The organism is Limnovirga soli (genome assembly GCF_013106755.1).
Taxonomy (GTDB): Bacteria; Bacteroidota; Bacteroidia; order Chitinophagales; family Chitinophagaceae; genus Limnovirga; species Limnovirga soli.
This window is the reverse complement of sequence record NZ_WHPF01000009.1, coordinates 238,710-259,585: the sequence shown is the minus strand read 5'-3', so window position 1 is coordinate 259,585 and position 20,876 is coordinate 238,710. Positions and strand designations below refer to the sequence as shown.

Genomic DNA, 20,876 nt, shown 5'->3' with positions numbered 1-20,876 from the left:
AAAAGCTCCATCATGGTTCCACTGCCCGGCTAAAAATTACATTTAAATTATAAGCGTATTTGCTAATGATACTTCAAACGGTTCATTGCACCATGGGGTAAATTTGACTGTATGCACATCTTCGCATTACTTTGCAAGTATGACACAAGAGCAGATTAAATTATTCAGGGAACGCGTTACCGTTCTAAGGAGGTTTCTTTGACTACGATAACCGTACCGAAAAAGTAAATAACGACAGGCAGCTATCTCTTTCTGCCGGTTTTTGGGATGATAATGACCGTGCCACGGCCATTATGAAAGACATTAAAGTAAACGAATACTGGATAAAACTTTACCAGCAACTGGAAACAGCTGTTGAAGACTTTGCCGTTTTATTTGATTTTTGGAAAAGTGGCGATGCTACTGAAGAAGAAACCAAACAAGCTTACGACAATGCCTTACAGGAACTGGAAGATGCTGAATTTAAAAGCACTCTTAACCAACCCGAAGATGAATTACCGGCCGTATTACAAATAAACCCCGGTGCCGGCGGCACAGAAAGCCAGGATTGGGCCGAAATGCTGCTTCGCATGTACCGCATGTATGGCGATAAACAAGGCTGGAAAGTAACAGAACTGGATTATCAGGAAGGTGATGGTGCCGGCATTAAAACCGCCACCCTGCAGTTTGACGGTGCTTTTGCGTATGGTTTTTTAAAAAGCGAAAGCGGAGTACACCGGCTGGTACGCATTTCTCCTTTTGATAGTAATGCCCGTCGCCATACTTCCTTTGCCAGCGTTTTTGTGTACCCGTTAATTGACGATAGTATTGCCATTGAAGTAAACCCCGCCGATTTGGAATGGGAATTTTACCGTAGTGGTGGCAAGGGCGGACAAAATGTAAACAAAGTAGAAACGGCAGTACGTTTAAAACATGGTCCCAGTGGTATAATAGTAGAATGCCAGCAATCAAGAACACAGGGCGAGAACCGGGAAATGGCCCTTAAAATGTTGAAAAGCCGTTTATACGAAGAAGAGCTAAAACGCAGGGAAGCGGCAAAGAATGCAGTAAATGCAGGCAAGAAAAAAATTGAATGGGGCAGCCAGATTAGAAGCTATGTGTTTCACCCATATAAAATGATAAAAGACCACCGTACCGATTTTGAAGTAGGTAATGTACAACCCGTAATGGATGGTGAATTGGACGGTTTTATAAAAGCTTACCTGATGAGTGAAAAAGACAATGCCTGATAAATAAATGATACTCTGGCCTGCCGGGGATTTAGCCAAACACCTTTTACCCAAAAACTGTTTTAGTATTAGTGTTTTTTATTACGTTCTACTAAATATTCCAGCCAAAGAATTTTATTATACACCGGGCAATAAAAATAATAGTTGATATAGCTAAAATGCAGAAACACCTGCTTAAAAGGCGTTGGGTATGAAAATGCAGCCCTGGCCTGAAAGAAAATAAACTGTTGCTGGTTAGATTGTTCAAAGCCGGGAATATCAGCTATTTCAACAGGTGGAGTATTGGCACCTAAGCGCAACAGGGAGGTACTTAGCAAAATTTTATCCATTATATTATTACTGGTAAGTAGCAATTGTTGCATATCAGTAGTTAATTGTGGGGTATACAATTCCAACTCAGGCAAATGAAATGCCGCCATTAACCTGGTGAGATGGTATAACAACACAGTAGGTTTTACATAATAGGGTGAGATATATACCGGTGCTTTCAGGTATAATTTTTCGCCAATCATATTACTTAAGAGTTGCAGGGTAGCACTATCCTGTTTGGTAAAAGGTAAATTACGGTCAAGTGTAAAATATAGCAGGTTGCATTGTACAGCAAAATCAAAATCAACCGGCATACGTAAACCCAGGTAGGTGCTCAAGGCAGGAATTTTACGGTATTGCTTATAGGTAGTCGTAATATTTCTATTGGGTTTTGCCAGGTTACTGGTTGCTATCATCCGCTGTTTTAATATGCGGCAGGTGCTATCGCCGGCATTACTGCTCATTAAAACCATAACGGCATCATCTGCATCTTCGCCCTGGCCAAACACCCCTTTTAAATATTGAAAAATATAGGTATGCGGCATTATGGGCGCATTGGTAGGCCAAAAATTATAAAACGGATAACCGTTTTTATTTTGGAAATAAGGATAGGTAGTTACCGCCTTATCAATTACCTGCCTTGTTTTTTCTCTGTTGCTTTGACTTAGGTAGGGCTGTAAATTACGCAGTCCAAATGCACCAATTGCAGTAAAAAAAATATTATTATCCGGCTGGTAATTATGAGGGCCCCCACCACACTGGCGGTAAGCGTACAACATGCCTGGATAAAATTCGCTGCTGTCTTTTACCTGTAAGCTGGCAATATTATCCACCAATGCATCAATTAGCAAGCTATCGCTTTTTTGGGCGGTAGCGGTGATTACCAGCAGCAGGCTAATATATACAAGCAGGAATTTTTGCATGGCATACCCTGTTTAAGCAGGTAATAATTTTGGTAGTTTCCATATATAATAAAGCCAGCGCAAAATATTAAGGGGCTTTTCCATATCTACAATCATATCCTTACGGCTCAGCTGCCACCAATTAATAGAGCCATTGTTTTTTTGTTGCAATGCAATAAACTGGTTAAGTGCAACTATGCTTCTGGCGTTAATGGTATTCATTACAATACAAAATGCTTTTTTGTTCTGCTGGCTACAGGGCAATGCCATTATAGCGCCATTCTGTTCGCGTACCCTTTGCAAAAACTGCTGTTTAAGCTCGGTTACATTTTTACAGGTATTTACCAGCGTATAAATATTATCGCGTACATCTTTGTACACATCAAAAATATCGTTGCCCAACTGGTATAAGCTGCCAATATAAAACAAAGCCTGTTGCATGGGTAAATCTGCAGCCATATCCAGGCATTGGTGGTAAATAATAACCGAGGCTGCCCCTTTTGTATAGGTAATATGCTCCAACTCGGTAGTTGAAATAGTGGGTGATTTTTGCGCATCTGTAGCCATTTGAATATCCAGCACATTGGCCGAAGCCTGTATATACGCTGCTTTGTGCGGCACGTTAGCCAGCAAAAACGCCTGTATTTCTTTGGCTACCTTTGAAGAAAAAGTGGTGGCATTATAGGTTTCGGGATTAAAAGTAATGGCCCTAATGCTTTCATTATCCAGTTGATCTGTATCAAATAAATCATCCCCAACAGGTGTAAGAATGCCAAATAGGGTAGCCCTTTTTCTTTCCGCCGACGTTAAAGCAGTACCATACAGCCGCTTATAGCTGCTGCATAAAAAAGAGGTGATAAATAACCCATAATATTTTTCAATCCGGTGTTTTTGTTCGGGTGCAAACTGGCCCTGATATTTAGTTTCCAGGGTTTGCAGGTATGGCAATAAAAACGACTGGTTATACCGCCGTTGCACTTGTATTTCTTTATACACCTGCCTGAATGCCTTAATGTAGCTAAATAAACTCATGCCCTTGCTGTTGCGCGTCAAACCTAATAAAAAATACTTGTAAATGGGCGGCTATGTTGCCGGCTTTTGCCGCCATTGCTTCCGAACCCTGAAGTGTGCGACGCAACGGATGCTGCATTTTATAATCTATTGCCTGGCCCAAAAAATTTAAACAGCTCATTTTGGGTAACCGGCCCATCGGGTATAGCAACATCCTTGCGTCGCACTCTTGTACGCCGGTAATGCTATTGGGCAAAAAAGCAGGGTATTAGTTTTTAGCATTTTTCCACATTTATGCGCAGCCACCGGTAACATGAGGGGCTCTGTATATATTTGCCACTATGGCAAAAGCGGCAAGCGATACCCCTTTAATGCAACAGCATAAAGCTATAAAGCAAAAATACCCCGATGCGGTATTGCTTTTTAGGGTAGGAGATTTTTATGAAACCTTTGGAGAAGATGCTATTATTGCCAGTAATGTATTGGGCATTACGCTAACCCGCCGCAATGGCGAGCATAGCAGCGAGTTGGCCGGATTTCCACATCATGCCATGGATACTTACCTGCACAAACTGGTAAAAGCCGGTTACCGGGTAGCCATTTGCGACCAGCTGGAAGATCCCAAACAAGCCAAAGGCATTGTAAAAAGAGGGGTTACAGAAATGGTAACACCCGGCATTGCCACCAACGATAAACTGCTGGAACATAACAGCAATAACTTTTTAGCCAGTGTACATTTTACCGATAAACAGTTGGGTATTGCGTTTCTGGATATGTCAACCGGCGAATTTTTTGCGGACGAAGGCGATACCGAATACATAGATAAACTGCTGCAAAGCCTTAAACCGGCCGAAGTAATTTTTCAACGCAGCCAGCAAAAACATTTTAAAGAAACTTTTGGCACCAAGTTTTACACCTACACCTTAGAAAGCTGGATTTTTGATGAAGCATTTGCTACCGAAAGCCTGTTAAAACATTTTCAAACACACTCGTTAAAGGGGTTTGGTATAGAAGGCATGCAGCAGGCAGTAACAGCAGCCGGTGCTATTTTGTACTATTTAAAAGATACCGAACATCCCAATCTGCAACATATTACCGCTATACAACGTATAGAACGGGACGACTATTTATGGATGGACCGCTTTACCATTCGCAACCTGGAATTATTACATAGCGGTACCGAATACGGCCATTCGCTATTAAAAGTAATGGACAATACCGTAAGCCCCATGGGTGCCCGTTTACTGCGCCGCTGGATGGTATTACCCCTTAAAGATGTAAAGAAAATTAATGAAAGGTTGCACCTGGTAGCCTATTTTATAAAAGATACAGATACACGCAAAAACCTGCAAACATTAATAAAGCAATGCGGGGATGTAGAAAGACTGGTTAGTAAAATACCCGTAAAAAAAATAAACCCGAGGGAAGTAGTGCAACTAGCCAAAGGGCTGCAACAAACAGAACAAATAAAAACCATTTGCTCACATGCTTCCAACGCTTATTTAAACCGGCTGGCCGATGCCTTAAACCCATGCCAGTATATTGCCGCAAAAATTACAGCTGAAATTATTGAGCATCCACCCATTGCCATAAGCAAGGGCGGGGTAATTAAAGAAGGCGTAGATGCCACACTGGATGAGCTAAGAAAAATTGCCAGTGGGGGAAAAGAATACCTGCTGCATATACAACAGCAGGAGGCAGAACGTACAGGTATTAATTCTTTAAAAATTGGTTTTAATAATGTGTTTGGGTATTACCTGGAAGTAACCAATTTGCACAAAAGCAAAGTACCTGCAGATTGGATACGTAAACAAACCTTATCCAACGCAGAACGATATATAACACCTGAATTAAAAGAATACGAAGAAAAAATTACGGGTGCCGAAGATAAAATACAGGCTATTGAAGCCGAAATGTATGATAAACTGTTACTGGAATTGCAGGATTATATAGCACCGGTACAGGTGAACGGAAATATACTGGCCATACTGGATTGCATATGCTGTTTTGCAGCCAATGCCATGCAGTACAGTTATACCATGCCCGAATTGCATGACGGCCTTGCCTTGGAATTAAAGGATAGTCGCCACCCCGTAATAGAAAGAAACCTGCCAGCCGGAGAAGTATATGTATCGAACGATATTATACTAAACCCTGCCGACCAGCAGATTATAATTTTAACAGGGCCCAATATGAGTGGTAAAAGTGCATTACTGCGCCAAACTGCTTTAATTACTTTAATGGCTCATATGGGTAGTTTTGTACCTGCTACTAATGCCAAAGTACCCCTGACCGATAAGATATTTACCCGTGTAGGCGCCAGCGATAACCTTAGTGGTGGTGAAAGTACTTTTATGGTAGAAATGAACGAAACAGCCAGTATTATCAACAATGTATCGCAGCGCAGCCTGATTTTACTGGATGAAATTGGCAGAGGCACTTCTACCTACGATGGTATTTCCATTGCCTGGAGTATAGTGGAATTTTTACACGATTGCAGCCCAGCACCAAAAACATTATTTGCTACCCATTACCACGAAATAAATGAACTGGAAAATAAATTAAGCCGTGTAAAAAATTATCATGTAACCAATAAAGAAGTAGGTAACAAAATCATTTTCTTACGTAAACTGGCCGCAGGTGGCAGTACCCACAGCTTTGGTATTCACGTAGCAAAAATGGCCGGTATGCCACCTCAATTAATTGCACGTGCCAACGAAATTTTATTGCAGCTGGAAGAAAAACATGTTGATGATGCAACCGAAAATACCAGTGGCAAACCAGTAGCAGATAATTTAAGCGGTAACATAAAAAAATTATCAGTGCCGCAAATGCAGCTTTCTATTTTTGATGCACATACTGCCACATTTGAAGAAATGCGCACTATGTTAAACAATATAGATATTAACAGACTAACCCCAGTAGAGGCCCTGATGAAATTAAATGAGATAAAAAATATATTGAAATAGCAAGTAGCTTTTGAGATACAAATACCTAAATACTTTAATGGCTTTTTGAAAGTGTGCAGGTAGGTGCTTTAAAATACCGTTGGCAATAAAATACATTCAAAAAATGTGGATGATTGTTTTTTGGATATATAAAAACCGTATTCTTGTAGCCATTAATTTTTATTATTACAACAACGCTTATTAACCCTTACAGAAATACACATGAAAAATTTTATAATAGTGCTGGCCCTGTTTTTATTAAGTACCCAACATGCACAAGCCCAGGTAAAAGCAGTAACAGAAGAAGGCGATGAAGTAATACTTTTTAAGGATGGCACCTGGAAATATACCTCTGATAAAAAAACAGCCGAAATAAAGTTGGATACTTTATATACAAAAAAAGCTGCCGATGCTACCTTTTTGCTAAAAAGTAAAAAAATTCCCTGCGGTGTTTGGTTAAACCCCAAAAAATGGAAGTTTGAAAAAGATGCCAACGACACCGAACCCAATGAATATTCCTTTACGCTAAATGGCGAAGATGTATACGCCATGTTTATACCCGAGAAAGGACAGATACCCATGGATAGCTGGAAAGCAGTGGCTGTAGAAAATGCCAAAAGTGTTGCACCGGATATTGAGGTTGTAAGTGAAGGTATAAGAAACGTAAATGGCATAGATGTGTATTGCATGCAATTAAATGGCACTATTAAAGGCATTAAGTTTACCTATTTTGGTTACTATTATTCAAGTGATAAGGGCTCTGCACAGTTTATTGCCTATACATTTCAAAGCCTGTTTAAACAATACAAACCAGAGATGGAAAAACTGTTAAATGGATTTGTACAAATTGATGAGAATTTATAGCCATTTTCAAATAATAATTTATTACCGGCCTTAGCGCCGGTTTTTTTTGTGGTATAACCAGCTTTGTATGTAATATATTTTTATGAGCCCGGCTAAACAACCTTCATGTTGCAGTACTTGCGTCGCACACTTGTGCTGTAGGTAGCTGTGGCATCAATAAACAGCCAATTACACAATTCAGGTACATAAACACTTGTTGTTGCAGCATACCAAAAACTGGCTGTTATATAAGCTGCAATAGTTGTTGCAGTAGAAGAGTGCGACGCAAGAAAAGCCAAATAGCATTGTATTGCCCGGCTACTATTGTTTACCATTTATAAAACGCAGATTACGTTGAATACCTCTGAACTTGCTACGCTTAAGGGGTGAATATTTAAAAATTTCTTTAAACGCTTCTTCGGTAAGTGCCTCCCACTCGCTGGTAGACAGGTTTAATATGGCCGGTATAGGCGTAAAGGCCGGCTCGTGGTGTGGTGTGCTAAAACGGTTCCACGGACAAACATCCTGGCAAATATCGCAGCCAAACATCCAGTTCTTAAATTTACTATTGTCTTGCTCCGGTATCAACATATCTTTTAACTCAATAGTGTAATAACTGATACACTTGCTGCCATTTACCATTTTGCCTGGCAAAATAGCATCGGTTGGGCAGGCATCAATGCAACGGGTACAGGTACCACAAAAATCTTTTGTATAGGGGTCATCGTAGTTCAACTCCAGATCAGTAATTAGCGTGGCGATAAAGAAAAAGCTGCCTGTTTTTTTGGTAAGCAGGTTACCGTTTTTACCTATCCATCCTAGTCCGCTGCGTTTTGCCCAGGTACGCTCCAAAACTGGTGCGCTATCAACAAAACCGCGGCCTTCAACAGCACCTATTTGCTGCTGCAGTATTTGTAAAAAAACCTGCAATTTATCGCGTATAACTTCATGATAATCTTTACCATAAGCATATTTGGCAATGTTGGGAGCATTTGACTGTTGCTGTTGAGCGGGGTAATAATTTAATAACAATGTTATTACCGTTTTGGCGCCGGGCACCAATAAGCCGGGGTTAATACGCTGGTCAAAATATTTCTCCATGTATTGCATGCTGCCATGCATGCCTTGCTGCAGCCATGTTTCCAGTCGGGCCGCATCCTTGTCCAATTGTATGGCTTTGGCAATACCGCAATAATCAAAGCCCAGCTGCGCAGCCGTTTTTTTAACTATTCCAGTATTTGAAGAAAGTTGGTGCAAAAATATTTTTTGCCAAATTAAACGTATTTGTTTAATTGCAGTACACCAAAATTTTTTCTCTTAAAAAACCGCCCTTTATGAAATTAAAATGCGTTAGTATTATCAGTTTGTTTTTTGTGTTTGCATCTGCTGTATCTGCACAAAAAAATAATAAAAACAAATTTGAAGATGTAACCCCTGCCGACTTTGCTACCAGTATTTACAGTTTAGATAGCAACGCAAATGCTATAGTGTTAAAAGACGCAGGAAAATCTACTTTTGAAGGCGGTGGAAAAGGTGATTTTGAACTACACTTTAACCACCACAAAAGAATGCGCATTTTAAACAAAAGCGCATTTGATGAAGCCACCATCGAACTTTACTTCTATTACAGCAATAATACTGAAGAACGTATAGAAGATTGGCAGGCAACTACTTACAATTTAGTAAATGGTCAGGTAGTAGCTACCAAACTGGATAAATCGGCACTGCTAAAAGAAAAATATAACGACCATTATAATGTTAGAAAATTCACCTTCCCTAATGTAAAAGAAGGTAGTATTATTGAATATAGTTATACGATCATTTCCCCCTTTTACACGCATTTACAACCCTGGAATTTTCAATCGGATATTCCGGCCTTATGGAGTGAATATGAGGTAACCATCCCCAATGATATTTTTGATTATGTATTAATTAAACAGGGCTACCTGCCCTACGCAGTTGATACTTCTTCAACCGGCTATGGGCATTATTCCATTAGCACCAGCAGCATTAGCACCACGGAAAGATCAGAAACATTTAATCTTAATTCTGCTACCATTACTGCCAAATGGGCTATAAAAGATGTACCGGCTTTAAAAGCCCAGAGTTTTATTACCAGCCTTGAAAATTACCGCTCAAGAATTGAGTTTCAGCTAAAGCGCATTAAATATTCCGAATCGAATATTGAGGAATATATGAGTGATTGGTATAAAACAACAGAAAGGCTGAATAAAAGAGAAGATTTTGGTATGGCCATTACCGCCAATAATGGCTTTCTGGCCGACGATTTAAAGCGGGTAACCCTTGGTGCAAAAGATGATTATACCAAAGCCAAAAAAGTGTATGAATATGTCAGGGATAATTATAACTGCACGGATTATAGTGCAATATTTGTAAGCACTACTTTAAAAAAGGTATATGATACCAAGAGTGGGTCGGTAGCAGACCTTAACTTGTTGCTTGTAGCCGCCTTAAAGCGCCTGAATTTTGAAGCGGCACCGGCTTTGTTAAGTACCAGGAATAATGGATTTTCAAATGAAGTATACCCTTTGTTGAATAAGTTCAATTATGTGATTTGCCGGGTAAAAATAGGTGATCAATATTATTTACTGGATGCAAGTGAAAGCAGGCTTGGATTTGGAAAATTACCGCGCCGCGATATCAATAATTCTGCACGTGTAATTGATACCTACCCTGCTTTGGTTGAATTATCATCCGACTCAATTACAGAAGTGAAAATGACCTCAGTTTTTGCCATAAACGACGGCAAAAAAATATCTGCGTCCGTGTCTACGCAATATGGCAATTTTGAATCGATGGATATGCGGGAGTTGTTTTATAAAACCAAACCTGAAGCCTATCTGGAAGATCTAAAAAAGAGCTTTACAATTGAGCCCGAACTAAGCAATATAGAAATAGACTCTTTAAAGATATATGAGGAGCCCATTACTGTAAAATACGATATGAACTTTGGTTTCAACGATGAAGACATTATTTATTTTAACCCGATATTGGCAGATGCCGAAAAAACAAACCCTTTTACGGCGGCCAATAGGTATTATCCGGTAGAAATGTTGTCACGTGAGGATAAAACCTATGTATTGAACATGGAAATACCGGCAGGTTATAAAATAGATGAGCTGCCTAAATCGGCCCGCATTAAACTAAATGAAGATGAAGGCATGTTTGAATATATTATTGCAGCCAGCAGTACCCAAATACAATTAAGATGCAGACTGGTATTGAAAAAAGCCTTATTTGAACCTGAAGATTATGAAACACTCAGGGATTTCTACACTTTCGTGGTACAAAAACAAGCAGAGCAGATTGTATTTAAAAAAATTCAGTAATGAGAAACAACATCATACTGGCCCTTCTGCTGTCTGCTATTGGCGGCATGGTACAGGCCCAAAATTATAATGTACAGCTAATACCAGATTCCATCTCAAAAAAAGCAGACGCTGTTACCCGATATGAAGAGTTGCATATCATTATCAAATCAAATAGCAAAGCCATTATTCAGCATAAATATGCCATCACCATTTTTAACGAGGATGGGGATGATTATGCAGCGTATTCCAACTCATACAATAAAATGGAAGACTTGTCTGATATCTCGGGCAATTTGTATGATGCCATGGGCAAAAAAATAAAATCGGTAAAGAAAAAAGATATTGAAGATGTTGCTGTAAGAGATGGTATGAGCCTGATAAGGGATGATCGTACCAAAAGCCATAATTTCAACTGGAAACAATATCCCTATACCATTGAATACGAGGATGAACAAACCTATAACAGTATTTTCTTTTTACCCTATTGGCTTCCCTTTAAAAACTATTATTACGGGGTACAAAACAGTAAATTTATTGTAGAAACACCGCCCAATTATAACCTGCGCATAAAAGCCATACAATACCCTGGTAAACCACGCATTATAAATGATGCCAATGGCAGTACCTATACCTGGGAAATCAGTAATAAACCTCCTGTTGTTTATGAACCATTAAGTCCTTCTTTTTTTGAATTATTTACCAATGTATTTATTGCGCCAACAGAATTTACCTATGGCAATTACCAGGGCAATATGAGTAGCTGGCAAAGCTTTGGAAAATTTGTTATTGACTTAAATAAAGACAGGGATGCACTACCCGAAAACGTGCGAAACGATGTGCACCGCATAGTAAATGGGTTAAATACAAAAGAGGAAAAAATAAAAGCACTGTATAAATACATGCAGTCCAATACCCGTTATATCAATATTGTTATTGGCATTAGCGGTTGGCAACCATTTGATGCAGCTTCAGTTTCTACCAATAAATATGGCGATTGTAAAGCACTGTCCAACTTTATGGTAAGCCTCCTAAAAGAAGCTGGTATCAAAGCTAATTATGTACTTATCAATTCTGGTAAAAAAGTAAATGATGGATTAACAGATGATTTTCCGGCTCCCTATTTCAATCATGCCATTTGTTGTGTACCCAACGGTAAAGATACCATCTGGCTGGAGTGTACCAGCCAAACAGAATCCGCAGGCTTTATGGGTTCATTTACCGGTAACCGGGAAGCATTGCTAATTGCCGATGATGGCGGGCATGTGGTACGTACCCCCAGGTACACCTCAAAAGAAAATCAACAAATCAGAAAAGTAATTGCCACCATTAGCGAAACCGGCGACCTATCTGCCACTGTAAATACCAATTTCACTGGTATAAAAGAAGAATTACCTCATTCACTCATTCACGATGCAAGCAAAGAAATACGCGAAAAATATTTAAACAATGCCATTAATTTGCCTACTTACAAAGTAGAAAAATTTGATTATACCGAGCACCAGGATATCATGCCTTCGGCCGATGAATTGCTGCAAATAAGCTCTACCGCCTATGCCACCGTTTCGGGTAAACGGCTATTTATACAGCCCAATTTATTTAATAAATCAAACGCCAAATTATCAAAAGATTCTGCCAGGGTTAACCCCATATATATTGCCGATGCCTATAAAGAAATAGATAGCATTAGCATTACCATACCAGCAGGGTATACGCCCGAAGCCATTCCGGCAAATACCAGCATAAACAATAAGTTTGGCAGCTACAGCATCAGCTATAAAGTGCAGGGTAATAAAATAGAATTAGTACGCACAGAAATATGCGATAAAAATCAATTCCCCGCCACCGATTATACTGAGCTGGTAAAATATTACGAAGCCATGTATAAAGCCGATCGTAACCGTATTGTATTTGTAAAAAAAGATAGCTAGCTTTTTGGTAACAGGGGCCTGTAACTTCTATTAAGCTTTACTTGCCACGCTCGGTTCAGGGTTCACCCCCTGTGGCAGCAAAACAGCCATACACTTATCAAAAAAAAATAAATAAGAGCCTTAACCGGGCTCTTTTTTTTTCAAAAAAATAAAATAATCTGGTATAAATATTCCCTGATACAATTACTATATAGTCGTTATTTATATTTATATAGGCAATTACATGAAACAGCTCCTTATCATACTATTATGCTGCACCACAACTTGTTATGCACAACAGGAACGTATTGCGGGTGCCTTTGGTAATGGCATGCCATCTATGCAGGTAAGCTTTTATGCAGACTCGACATTTCTATACACCAGCAAAGAGCAACACCCAACTTTTAACAGATGGGAGCCTTTTACCGAAAAAGGCCAATGGATACAAAGTGGCGATACCATTATACTCAACCCTACATTAAGTAAAAAGCCATTTATAGAAACAACATTTGAAGAAGGGACAGACGCTACAGACAACTCATTGCTTTTAACCTTTAATCACATTAAAAGATATTTTGACAGTAATGGGAATATTATAAAAACAGATACCCTGCAAGTTCAACAATTGGATTATGCCTTTAATGATTTTAACCGAAAAAGCCGAAGCAGAATAGCCAACAGGCCTTCTACCAGGTGTGCATTTGCAGGCTACATTCCTAAAGAAACCATTACAGCCAGCCATACCATTTCCATTCAAAAACCTGCTGCGGCTATACAGCAAATCTTTGTTGGTTGTTATGAGTTAATGGGCACAAAAGCATTTACTGTAACTAATACAAATTCCAATCATTTTACACTAAATGTATTTTCCAATTATTACCAGGATGGCCAGTTACGCCAGGTGAAGTTTTTAATAAAAAACTCAAATACGCTTTACACCCGGCAAAAAGAAAATGGCCGGTTTGTAAAAGATAATTTATGGTCTGAAGCTGATAGCAAACTAAGAAAACAAAAAACATGCAGCTAAACCTCAATTTTTAATTATTACTGTTGCCACAAAGGGGGAACCCCGAACCGAGCGTGGCAAGTAAAGCATCATTATTTATCTGCTGCCGGCAACCAAAAAATACCAATTTCCATTTAGGTGTTTAACTTAACTCTTTTCGCAAACTGCGTTCATACAATTCATAGGCCATTGTATAAATAACTGCAGGAAATATTTGGGTAAGCACCCTGCTACAAGAAGTATATAATTGCCACTCCAGTGGATGTGGTGTGAGTATATAAATAAAAAAATAACCCAGCAAAACCATGCCCAACACCCTACAGGCGAATCCTGAAAAATAGGTTCTGTTTAACAATACCGTAAGTAGTAGTAACAGCACTGCCAAAAACTTTTGATTATACAGTCTGCTAGCAAAATATTTCAATGTAAGTATATACCTGTCTACATTTGCAAGTTGTTGAAATGCCTGCCAGCTTTGTGCGCCAATAATATCATTTGACGGCGCATACAAAAATTTAAAAAATAGCAGCATACTAACTGGCAAAAAAGAGCCGGCGAAAAAATACTTTATTCTATTTACGTTGTTGCGGTTTTGAATAATAAAGAAAACAAGAAAAACAAGAAAAAACAAGATGCCTTCGTTTTTTATCCAGGCACTGGCAGCGGTAAAAAAGCCAATTAGTATAAATACATATTTCTCTTTATCCAAATTTTCGGTTTGGTGTAATAAAACAAAAGGCAAAAGGTAAAAAAGTGATAAAAGATTATCGGCATATTGAGATGCGGCCTGTCGCATATAATCATCATCAAAAGCAAAAAGCAGCAATATTGAAAACGGTAGTGCCAGTTTCTTTTTCTTTATTAATCCGGCAAATACGGTAAGCGGTACAGCCAATGCAGTTATATAGGCCACCACGGAAGGTGTTATTGGTTCTGCATTGCCAATTGCCCTCCACCACATGGCAATAAAACCGCTTAGCATTAGGGGATAATCAGCTGCCGTCCATGATATTTTGCCGGTGAATAAATTATCAAAATGTTGCGGATAGGTAAGAAATTTGGCGTGCATATTCCAAATGGCCCAGGCATCCCACCTACCCCATCGCACCGATACACCAGTAAATAAAATGGTAATTATTAATATACCAAACCCTGCCAGCAATACAGGCGCTTTTACAACCTGCTTTCCAGTATTTTTTTGAATTATGCCTGCCCTAATAAAGGGGGCATTCATCCAAATCAACACCATCAGCACAATACACCAGCAAACTAAAAAAACGGTAAAATCAATTTGCAAAAAAACCGATAAAACAAACAGTATACTGCTAACCGAAAAAGCAAAGGCTATTGCAATAATTATTTTAAGTATACTGTTTACACCTGGTAGCATTACATCCACTAAAATACCCGCCAGTAAAAGCATTAAAAAGAAAACTATGATTAATAATAATACCATGGTTTACTTTCTTTTATACAAGCCAGCACTAAAATGTTTTGATTGAGCAAGTACCAATGTATCTGCCACATTTATCGGCTTTTTTACAATTGCATTTTTACGTTCAATTATCAGCAAAGTTTCCTTTTGTTTACTAGTATCTTTCAATAACAAAATACAGGGTACCATTACATATTGCGCTTTCAGGTAGAGCTCCAGATTTTCAGCAGAATCCAGGTTTGAAGCAAATGCAATTTGCGCATTTTCGGGTAGGCTATTTTTAATTGGCACTAACACATCCTGTAGTTCATCTATCTCATTATGCTGGGCATACATGCGCACCCAATACAATACTATTACCACTGCTGCCACAGTAATTGATAAATAAAACAACAATTTTTTAAATAAAGAAAATTGCATTGGCACAGAAGGTTGAGTGCGCAATATTAAGCTTATTAGTTTTTTTGCACAATGGAATAGCCGGTATTGAAAAATCTTATATAAAAATTAATGTGGGCTAAACAGTACGTTCACAATAAACTATCCCTCAATTTACGGAAACAATAAATGAATAGCTTTCCGTTAACAAGCAGGGAAATATTCTATAAGCTTTCATACCTTTTTAAAACATACCAATAAATAGCATATTAAAGAAAAGGATATATTATAAAAGTATTATACATAAAAAAAGCGCTAACCATTGGCCAGCGCTGTATATTCTCAAATGAATTGTGTATTAGTTTCTAATTGGTCTGCCGGTTTTTAAAACTGCCTGTATGCGTTCCAATGTTTTGCGTTCACCGCATAAGCTAAGAAAGGCTTCCCGCTCTAGGTCTAATAGGTATTGCTCATTCACCATTGTAGGCTCGCTTAAATCTCCGCCACACATTACATAAGCCAGTTTACGGGCGACTTTTGCATCATGTTCGGTGGCATAATTGCCTTTAAGCATCCCATTAATACCTGCATACAATGCACCCAATGCAGAACGCCCCAGCACCTTAATATCCTTACGTTGTACAGGTGTGGTATAACCAGCTTCATACAATGACAAAACACTACTCTTTGCCGCTGCAATTCTGCGGCCCAGGTTAACAATTACCTCATCGTGGCCTTTACGCAATACACCCATATCGTATGCTTCAAAACCCGATGTAGCCACTTTTGCTGTGGCAATATTTAAAAACCTGTTTTTAAGTGTAATGGTTTCTGGTTCATCCTCATGCATTTCATCAGATGCACGCAACACAAATTCTTTAGTACCACCACCGCCAGGTATAACGCCAATGCCCAATTCTACCAATCCAATATAGGTTTCAGCGGCAGCACAAATTTTATCAGCATGCAGGCTCATTTCACAACCGCCGCCCAATGCTAGCCCATGCGGTGCCACCACCACTGGTACTGATGAATAACGCACCCGCATCATGGTATTTTGAAACATGCGTATGGCCATATCCAGTTCATCGTATTCCTGTTCAATGGCAAACATAAAAATCATACCCACATTGGCGCCTGCACTAAAATTGGCCCCATCATTGGCAATTACCAATCCTTTGCCTTGCTTTTCGGCAAGGCCAATGCCTTTATTTACAGCTTCCAGCACTTCGCTGCCTATACTATTCATCTTGGTATTCCATTGCAGGCCCAGTACATCATCTCCAATATCGTATACTGCTGCAGCACTGCTTTTCCAAACAATTTTATCTTTATAATTGCTAAGTATAATAAAGGCATCCCCACCCGGCAAGGCTTTATAGCTTTGGCTGCCAATATCATAAAATAATTTTTTACCATTTTGCACAGTGTAAAAACTGGTAGCGCCTGTTGCCAGCATATCATCTACCCAGCTTGCAACTGAATATCCAGCGGCTTTCATTGCAGCTACCATTTTGGCTACACCTAAAGTGTCCCAGCTTTCAAAAGCACCAATTTCCCAGCCAAAACCCGCCATCATGGCATCATCAACGCGGTAAAGTTCCTCACTAATTTCTGGTATACGGTGAGAAATATAAGAGAATAAAGCATAATGAAACTGTCTTAAAAACTCTCCCGCTTTGTCCTGTCCAGCCACCAGGGCCTTTAACCTTAATTTCAAATCTTCAATAGGTTTAGCAGCTTCTACCGTAGCAAATTTTGGTTTTTGCCGCGGCCCATATTCCATGGTTTGCAGGTTTAACGTAAGAATTTCCTTTTCGCCACCTGCCCCTTTGGTTTTCTTAAAAAAGCCCTGACCGGTTTTATCGCCCAACCAATTATTGGCGGTAATGGTATCTAACCAGGTAGGTATAGCAAATAAAGCTTTTGCTTCATCTGCCGGGCAGTTGGCTGCAACACCTTTGGCTACTTTAACCAGGGTATCAATCCCCACCACATCTGCAGTGCGAAATGTTGCAGACTTTGGCCTGCCAATTATTGGACCCGTTAACGCTTCTACTTCATCTATACTTAGGCCTAATTGCTGCATGCTGTTAAAAATGGCCATAATACCAAAAACCCCAATACGGTTGGCAATAAAAGCTGGTGTATCTTTTGCTAACACGGTGGTTTTACCCAAAAACACATCTCCGTAATGCATCAAAAAATCCACTACGGCAGCATCTGTATCTACGGTAGGAATAATTTCCAGTAAACGCAAATACCTGGGTGGGTTAAAAAAGTGGGTGCCGCAAAAATGCTTTTTAAAATCGTCGCTGCGGCCTGTACCCAACATATTAATAGGTATACCCGAAGTATTCGAAGTAATTAAAGTACCGGGTTTACGATACAATTCTACCTTTTCGTATACCTGTTGCTTTATGTCTAAACGCTCTACCACCACCTCAATAATCCAATCGCAGGTGGCAATATCTTTCATATTATCGTCAAAGTTGCCGGTGCTAATAAACTTCAATGCAGTTTTACTATACAATGGCGAGGGGTTGCTTTTTACCGCGGCCTGCAAGGCATCGTTTACAATTTTATTTTTTGCGGCAGGCGCAGCATCTGCGGCAACATCTTTGGGTACAATATCCAGCAATAATACCTGTACACCAATACCTGCAAAATGACAGGCAATACGAGAACCCATTACCCCACTACCCAATACAGCCACTTTTTTAATTGTGCGTTTCATACAAAAATTTTGAAATGAATGGTTGTAGCCCGACTACAGGAATACTATTTAGCTTCTCTTGCGTCGCACTCTTGTACGGTTAGAACTATACTCAGCAAAAATAGTTAGTTATGCAACTAATTTTGAGTACCGAAGGTAATTTTTTTTGCTACCCGGCGAAATAAAAGAATTGTAAATTTTGTACAATTCAAAACGGCTTTTCAAGGGTTTTACCTGCATCCATTCAAAATGGCAATATAACTGTTTAAACTAGTGGAATAACCTGCATCCTGGCCACTCCAAATTTTTGCCGCTACAAAGGGTGAACCCCGAACCGAGCGTGGCAAGTAAAGCTTCATTATTTATCAGCAGCCGGTAACAAAAAAATAGCCAGATGTATCATCCGGCTATTGACTATACAATTATTTGTTGTTTAACTTACACCTGCCCCGGCATTAATAGCTGTTTCGGGATTTACAAAATGCAGTTTACCTTGCGCATCTTCGGCCATTAGAATCATGCCATTGCTTTCTATACCACGCATTTTACGGGGTGCCAGGTTTACCACAACGGTAACCTGTTTGCCCACTATATCTTCAGGTGCAAAATGCATGGCAATACCCGATACAATGGTGCGTGTTTCAAAACCAAGGTCTACCTGCAATTGCAATAACTTATCGGCTTTGGGCACTTTTACGGCCTCCACAATAGTACCTATACGCATATCCAGTTTAGCAAAATCGTCATAAACAATTTCTTGCTTTACCGGTGCCGTAACAGCAGCAGGCACTGTTTCCAGGGCCGTAACGGCCGCTGTTGCCTTGGCGCTGCTGGCAGCTTGTAGTTTTTCTATTTGCGCTTTTACTTCTTCGTCTTCAATTTTTCTAAACAATAATTCTGGTGCCCGCAAGCTATAACCTACACTCAACAATTTTAGTTTACCGGCATTTTCCCAAACCAGCATTTTATCTACCACCTTAAGCATACCCAGCATTTTTTTGGCTGTAAATGGCAAAAATGGATTGATAAGTATTGCCAGGTTTGCTGTAAGCTGTAAACAAATATGCAGGCAATTATCTATTTGTTGTTGCAGTTCGGGTTGCTCAGCTAATTTTTTGGCTAAAATCCAGGGCTCCTTTTTTTGCATGTATTGGTTACCTTTCCTGGCCAGTTCAATTACTTCAAACTGCGCATCACGAAATTTATATTCTTCCAGTAACTGTTCAATTTTACGGGGTGCCTGTTTTATGGCTTCAATCATTTGTTCATCGGTTTCATCCAGCAGGGCGGTGTGTACAGGCGGCACTTTACCGTTACATAATTTATGCATTAGCACAAAAGCACGGTTTACAAAATTGCCAAAAATATTCACCAGTTCACTGTTATTGGCATCCTGAAAACCCTTCCAGGTAAATTCACTGTCTTTACTTTCAGGTGCAATAGCGGTAAGATAGTAGCGCAGTGTATCGGCCAATTGAGACCCTCCATTTTCCTTTTTTATCCAATCGTTAATATAATCGTCCATTTCAATGCTCCAGCCGCGGCTGGTACTCATCTTATCTCCTTCCAGGTTCATAAATTCGTTGGCAGGCACATTGGCTGGAACGATATTGCCATGCAATTTTAGCATTACCGGGAAAATAATACAGTGAAATACAATATTATCCTTCCCCACAAAATGAACCAGTTTGGTATCTGTATTATACCAGTATGGCTTCCAGTCTTTATCATTATCCAATGCCCATTGTTTGGTGGCACTGATATAGCCAATTGGTGCGTCGAACCAAACATACAGCACTTTGCCCTCGGCACCTGCAACGGGCACCTGAATACCCCAGTCGAGGTCGCGGGTTACAGCACGTGGCTGCAGACCACCATCAATCCAGCTTTTACACTGGCCCACCACGCTGGTGCGCCAATCGTTTTTATGTTCTTCCAGTATCCATTCGCGCAGCCATTGTTCGTGGCGGTTTAATGGCAGGTACCAATGTTTGGTGGCTTTTTTTATGGGAGCTTTTCCACTAAGTGTACTTACCGGATTAATCAGCATATCCGGACTAAGCGAAGTACCACATCTTTCACATTGGTCGCCAAATGCGTTTTCGTAACCACAATTGGGGCAGGTACCTTTTATATAGCGGTCGGCCAAAAAAGTATTGGCTTCTTCGTCAAAATATTGTTCGCTATCAATAATTTCCAGGTCGCCATTATTGTTTAGGTGGGTAAAAAATTCCTGAGACGTTTCGTGGTGCAGCGGAGCACTGGTGCGGTGGTAAATGTCAAACGAAATACCCAGATCAGCAAAGTTTTGCTGAATAATAGGATGGTATTTGTCTATTATTGACCTTGCGGTAGTACCTTCTTTGGCAGCCTGAATGGGAATAGCGGTACCATGTTCATCACTGCCGCATACAAATACCACATCCCGCTGCCGGGCCCGCAGGTATCGCACATAAATATCTGCCGGCAGGTAGGCACCAGCCAGGTGACCAATATGCTTTAAACCATTGGCATAGGGTAATGCCGATGTAATTAAATATCTTTTTACAGCAGATGGGCTGTTGGTGGTTGTATCCGTATTATTTTCTGTTGTGCTCATAAATGTTGCTATTTTTTATTGTCCGGGCTTTTGTTGTCGGTTGTACTGCGGTTGTGTAACTCACTTGTACGGCAACAATGCTATTCAGCAAAAAATACCAATAGCCAAAGCCATAAACGGGGTTGCAAAAATAGGCATTCGGCATGTAAGAATTACGATGGGTAATTAAGCTACCCAAATTGTTGCCGGGAAAGGGGCATTTATAACCACCCAAAGTGCATAGCCCCTGGCTAATTGCCGTTTGCATTTTTTAGCCGCCAT

Annotated in this window: 13 protein-coding genes; 6 read left to right on the top strand and 7 right to left on the bottom strand. The window is 39.8% G+C overall.

The features are described from left to right. Positions 1–139: 139 nt before the first annotated feature. A protein-coding gene (prfB, locus tag GD597_RS14295; protein WP_216368587.1) for a peptide chain release factor 2 occupies positions 140–1,229 on the top strand; the annotation gives its coding sequence in 2 pieces (ribosomal slippage) (positions 140–199 and positions 201–1,229; 1,089 coding nt in all). A gap of 68 nt (positions 1,230–1,297) precedes the next feature. Here the strand turns inward: prfB and GD597_RS14290 are convergent. Together GD597_RS14290 and GD597_RS14285 are read right to left on the bottom strand one after the other, a co-directional pair. Next, entirely contained in the window at positions 1,298–2,461 is a 1,164-nt protein-coding gene (locus tag GD597_RS14290) for a hypothetical protein (protein ID WP_171608559.1), read from the bottom strand. A 12-nt stretch (positions 2,462–2,473) separates the two neighbouring features. Then, positions 2,474–3,472: a hypothetical protein gene (locus GD597_RS14285; protein ID WP_171608558.1), complete on the bottom strand. Its 999-nt coding sequence runs from the start codon at positions 3,470–3,472 to the stop codon at positions 2,474–2,476. A 320-nt stretch (positions 3,473–3,792) separates the two neighbouring features. Between GD597_RS14285 and mutS the strand changes: the two genes are divergently transcribed. Together mutS and GD597_RS14275 are read left to right on the top strand one after the other, a co-directional pair. Further along, positions 3,793–6,420 (top strand): DNA mismatch repair protein MutS, encoded by a 2,628-nt coding sequence (gene mutS, locus GD597_RS14280; RefSeq protein ID WP_171608557.1) that lies wholly within the window; start codon positions 3,793–3,795, stop codon positions 6,418–6,420. Between the two features lie 201 nt (positions 6,421–6,621). Next, positions 6,622–7,263 carry a hypothetical protein gene (locus GD597_RS14275; RefSeq protein WP_171608556.1) on the top strand — a complete coding sequence of 214 codons (642 nt, stop codon included), beginning with the start codon at positions 6,622–6,624 and terminating at the stop codon, positions 7,261–7,263. A 300-nt stretch (positions 7,264–7,563) separates the two neighbouring features. Here the strand turns inward: GD597_RS14275 and queG are convergent, their stop codons facing one another. Next, entirely contained in the window at positions 7,564–8,499 is a 936-nt protein-coding gene (gene queG / locus GD597_RS14270) for a tRNA epoxyqueuosine(34) reductase QueG (RefSeq protein ID WP_171608555.1), read from the bottom strand. 77 nt (positions 8,500–8,576) lie between these two features. Here queG and GD597_RS14265 point away from each other — a divergent pair, with 77 nt between their 5' ends. The 3 genes from GD597_RS14265 to GD597_RS14255 all read left to right on the top strand — a co-directional run bounded on the left by GD597_RS14265 (position 8,577) and on the right by GD597_RS14255 (position 13,508). After that, the gene (locus GD597_RS14265; protein ID WP_171608554.1) at positions 8,577–10,592 is read left to right on the top strand and encodes a DUF3857 and transglutaminase domain-containing protein; all 2,016 of its coding nucleotides are present in this window, start codon (positions 8,577–8,579) and stop codon (positions 10,590–10,592) included. After that, a complete protein-coding gene (locus GD597_RS14260) occupies positions 10,592–12,502 on the top strand; it encodes a DUF3857 domain-containing protein (protein WP_171608553.1) in 1,911 nt (636 codons plus the stop codon). Before GD597_RS14265 ends, GD597_RS14260 begins: the two co-directional genes overlap by 1 nt. A gap of 223 nt (positions 12,503–12,725) precedes the next feature. Continuing rightward, the gene (locus GD597_RS14255) at positions 12,726–13,508 is read left to right on the top strand and encodes a hypothetical protein (RefSeq protein ID WP_171608552.1); all 783 of its coding nucleotides are present in this window, start codon (positions 12,726–12,728) and stop codon (positions 13,506–13,508) included. Between the two features lie 121 nt (positions 13,509–13,629). Here GD597_RS14255 and GD597_RS14250 read toward each other — a convergent pair whose 3' ends face one another. The 4 genes from GD597_RS14250 to metG form a co-directional block, all read right to left on the bottom strand. After that, positions 13,630–14,943, bottom strand: coding sequence for a hypothetical protein (locus GD597_RS14250; RefSeq protein ID WP_171608551.1), 1,314 nt, complete (start codon positions 14,941–14,943; stop codon positions 13,630–13,632). A gap of 3 nt (positions 14,944–14,946) precedes the next feature. Beyond that, entirely contained in the window at positions 14,947–15,342 is a 396-nt protein-coding gene (locus GD597_RS14245; protein WP_171608550.1) for a hypothetical protein, read from the bottom strand. Between the two features lie 316 nt (positions 15,343–15,658). Then, complete coding sequence (locus GD597_RS14240) at positions 15,659–18,037, bottom strand: 3-hydroxyacyl-CoA dehydrogenase/enoyl-CoA hydratase family protein (protein WP_171608549.1); 2,379 nt, start codon at positions 18,035–18,037, stop codon at positions 15,659–15,661. A 412-nt stretch (positions 18,038–18,449) separates the two neighbouring features. After that, on the bottom strand, positions 18,450–20,615 hold the full coding sequence (gene metG / locus GD597_RS14235) for a methionine--tRNA ligase (RefSeq protein ID WP_171608548.1): 2,166 nt from the start codon (positions 20,613–20,615) through the stop codon (positions 18,450–18,452). Between the last annotated feature and the right edge of the window lie 261 nt (positions 20,616–20,876).

Excerpts from the sequence above, each read along its gene's own strand:
- GD597_RS14290 (WP_171608559.1), bottom strand. The coding sequence starts at position 2,461 with ATGCAAAAATTCCTGCTTGTATATATTAGCCTGCTGCTGGTAATCACC.
- GD597_RS14285 (WP_171608558.1), bottom strand. The coding sequence starts at position 3,472 with ATGAGTTTATTTAGCTACATTAAGGCATTCAGGCAGGTGTATAAAGAA.
- mutS (WP_171608557.1), top strand. The coding sequence starts at position 3,793 with ATGGCAAAAGCGGCAAGCGATACCCCTTTAATGCAACAGCATAAAGCT.
- GD597_RS14275 (WP_171608556.1), top strand. The coding sequence starts at position 6,622 with ATGAAAAATTTTATAATAGTGCTGGCCCTGTTTTTATTAAGTACCCAA.
- GD597_RS14265 (WP_171608554.1), top strand. The coding sequence starts at position 8,577 with ATGAAATTAAAATGCGTTAGTATTATCAGTTTGTTTTTTGTGTTTGCA.
- GD597_RS14260 (WP_171608553.1), top strand. The coding sequence starts at position 10,592 with ATGAGAAACAACATCATACTGGCCCTTCTGCTGTCTGCTATTGGCGGC.
- GD597_RS14255 (WP_171608552.1), top strand. The coding sequence starts at position 12,726 with ATGAAACAGCTCCTTATCATACTATTATGCTGCACCACAACTTGTTAT.
- GD597_RS14250 (WP_171608551.1), bottom strand. The coding sequence starts at position 14,943 with ATGGTATTATTATTAATCATAGTTTTCTTTTTAATGCTTTTACTGGCG.
- GD597_RS14245 (WP_171608550.1), bottom strand. The coding sequence starts at position 15,342 with ATGCAATTTTCTTTATTTAAAAAATTGTTGTTTTATTTATCAATTACT.
- GD597_RS14240 (WP_171608549.1), bottom strand. The coding sequence starts at position 18,037 with ATGAAACGCACAATTAAAAAAGTGGCTGTATTGGGTAGTGGGGTAATG.
- metG (WP_171608548.1), bottom strand. The coding sequence starts at position 20,615 with ATGAGCACAACAGAAAATAATACGGATACAACCACCAACAGCCCATCT.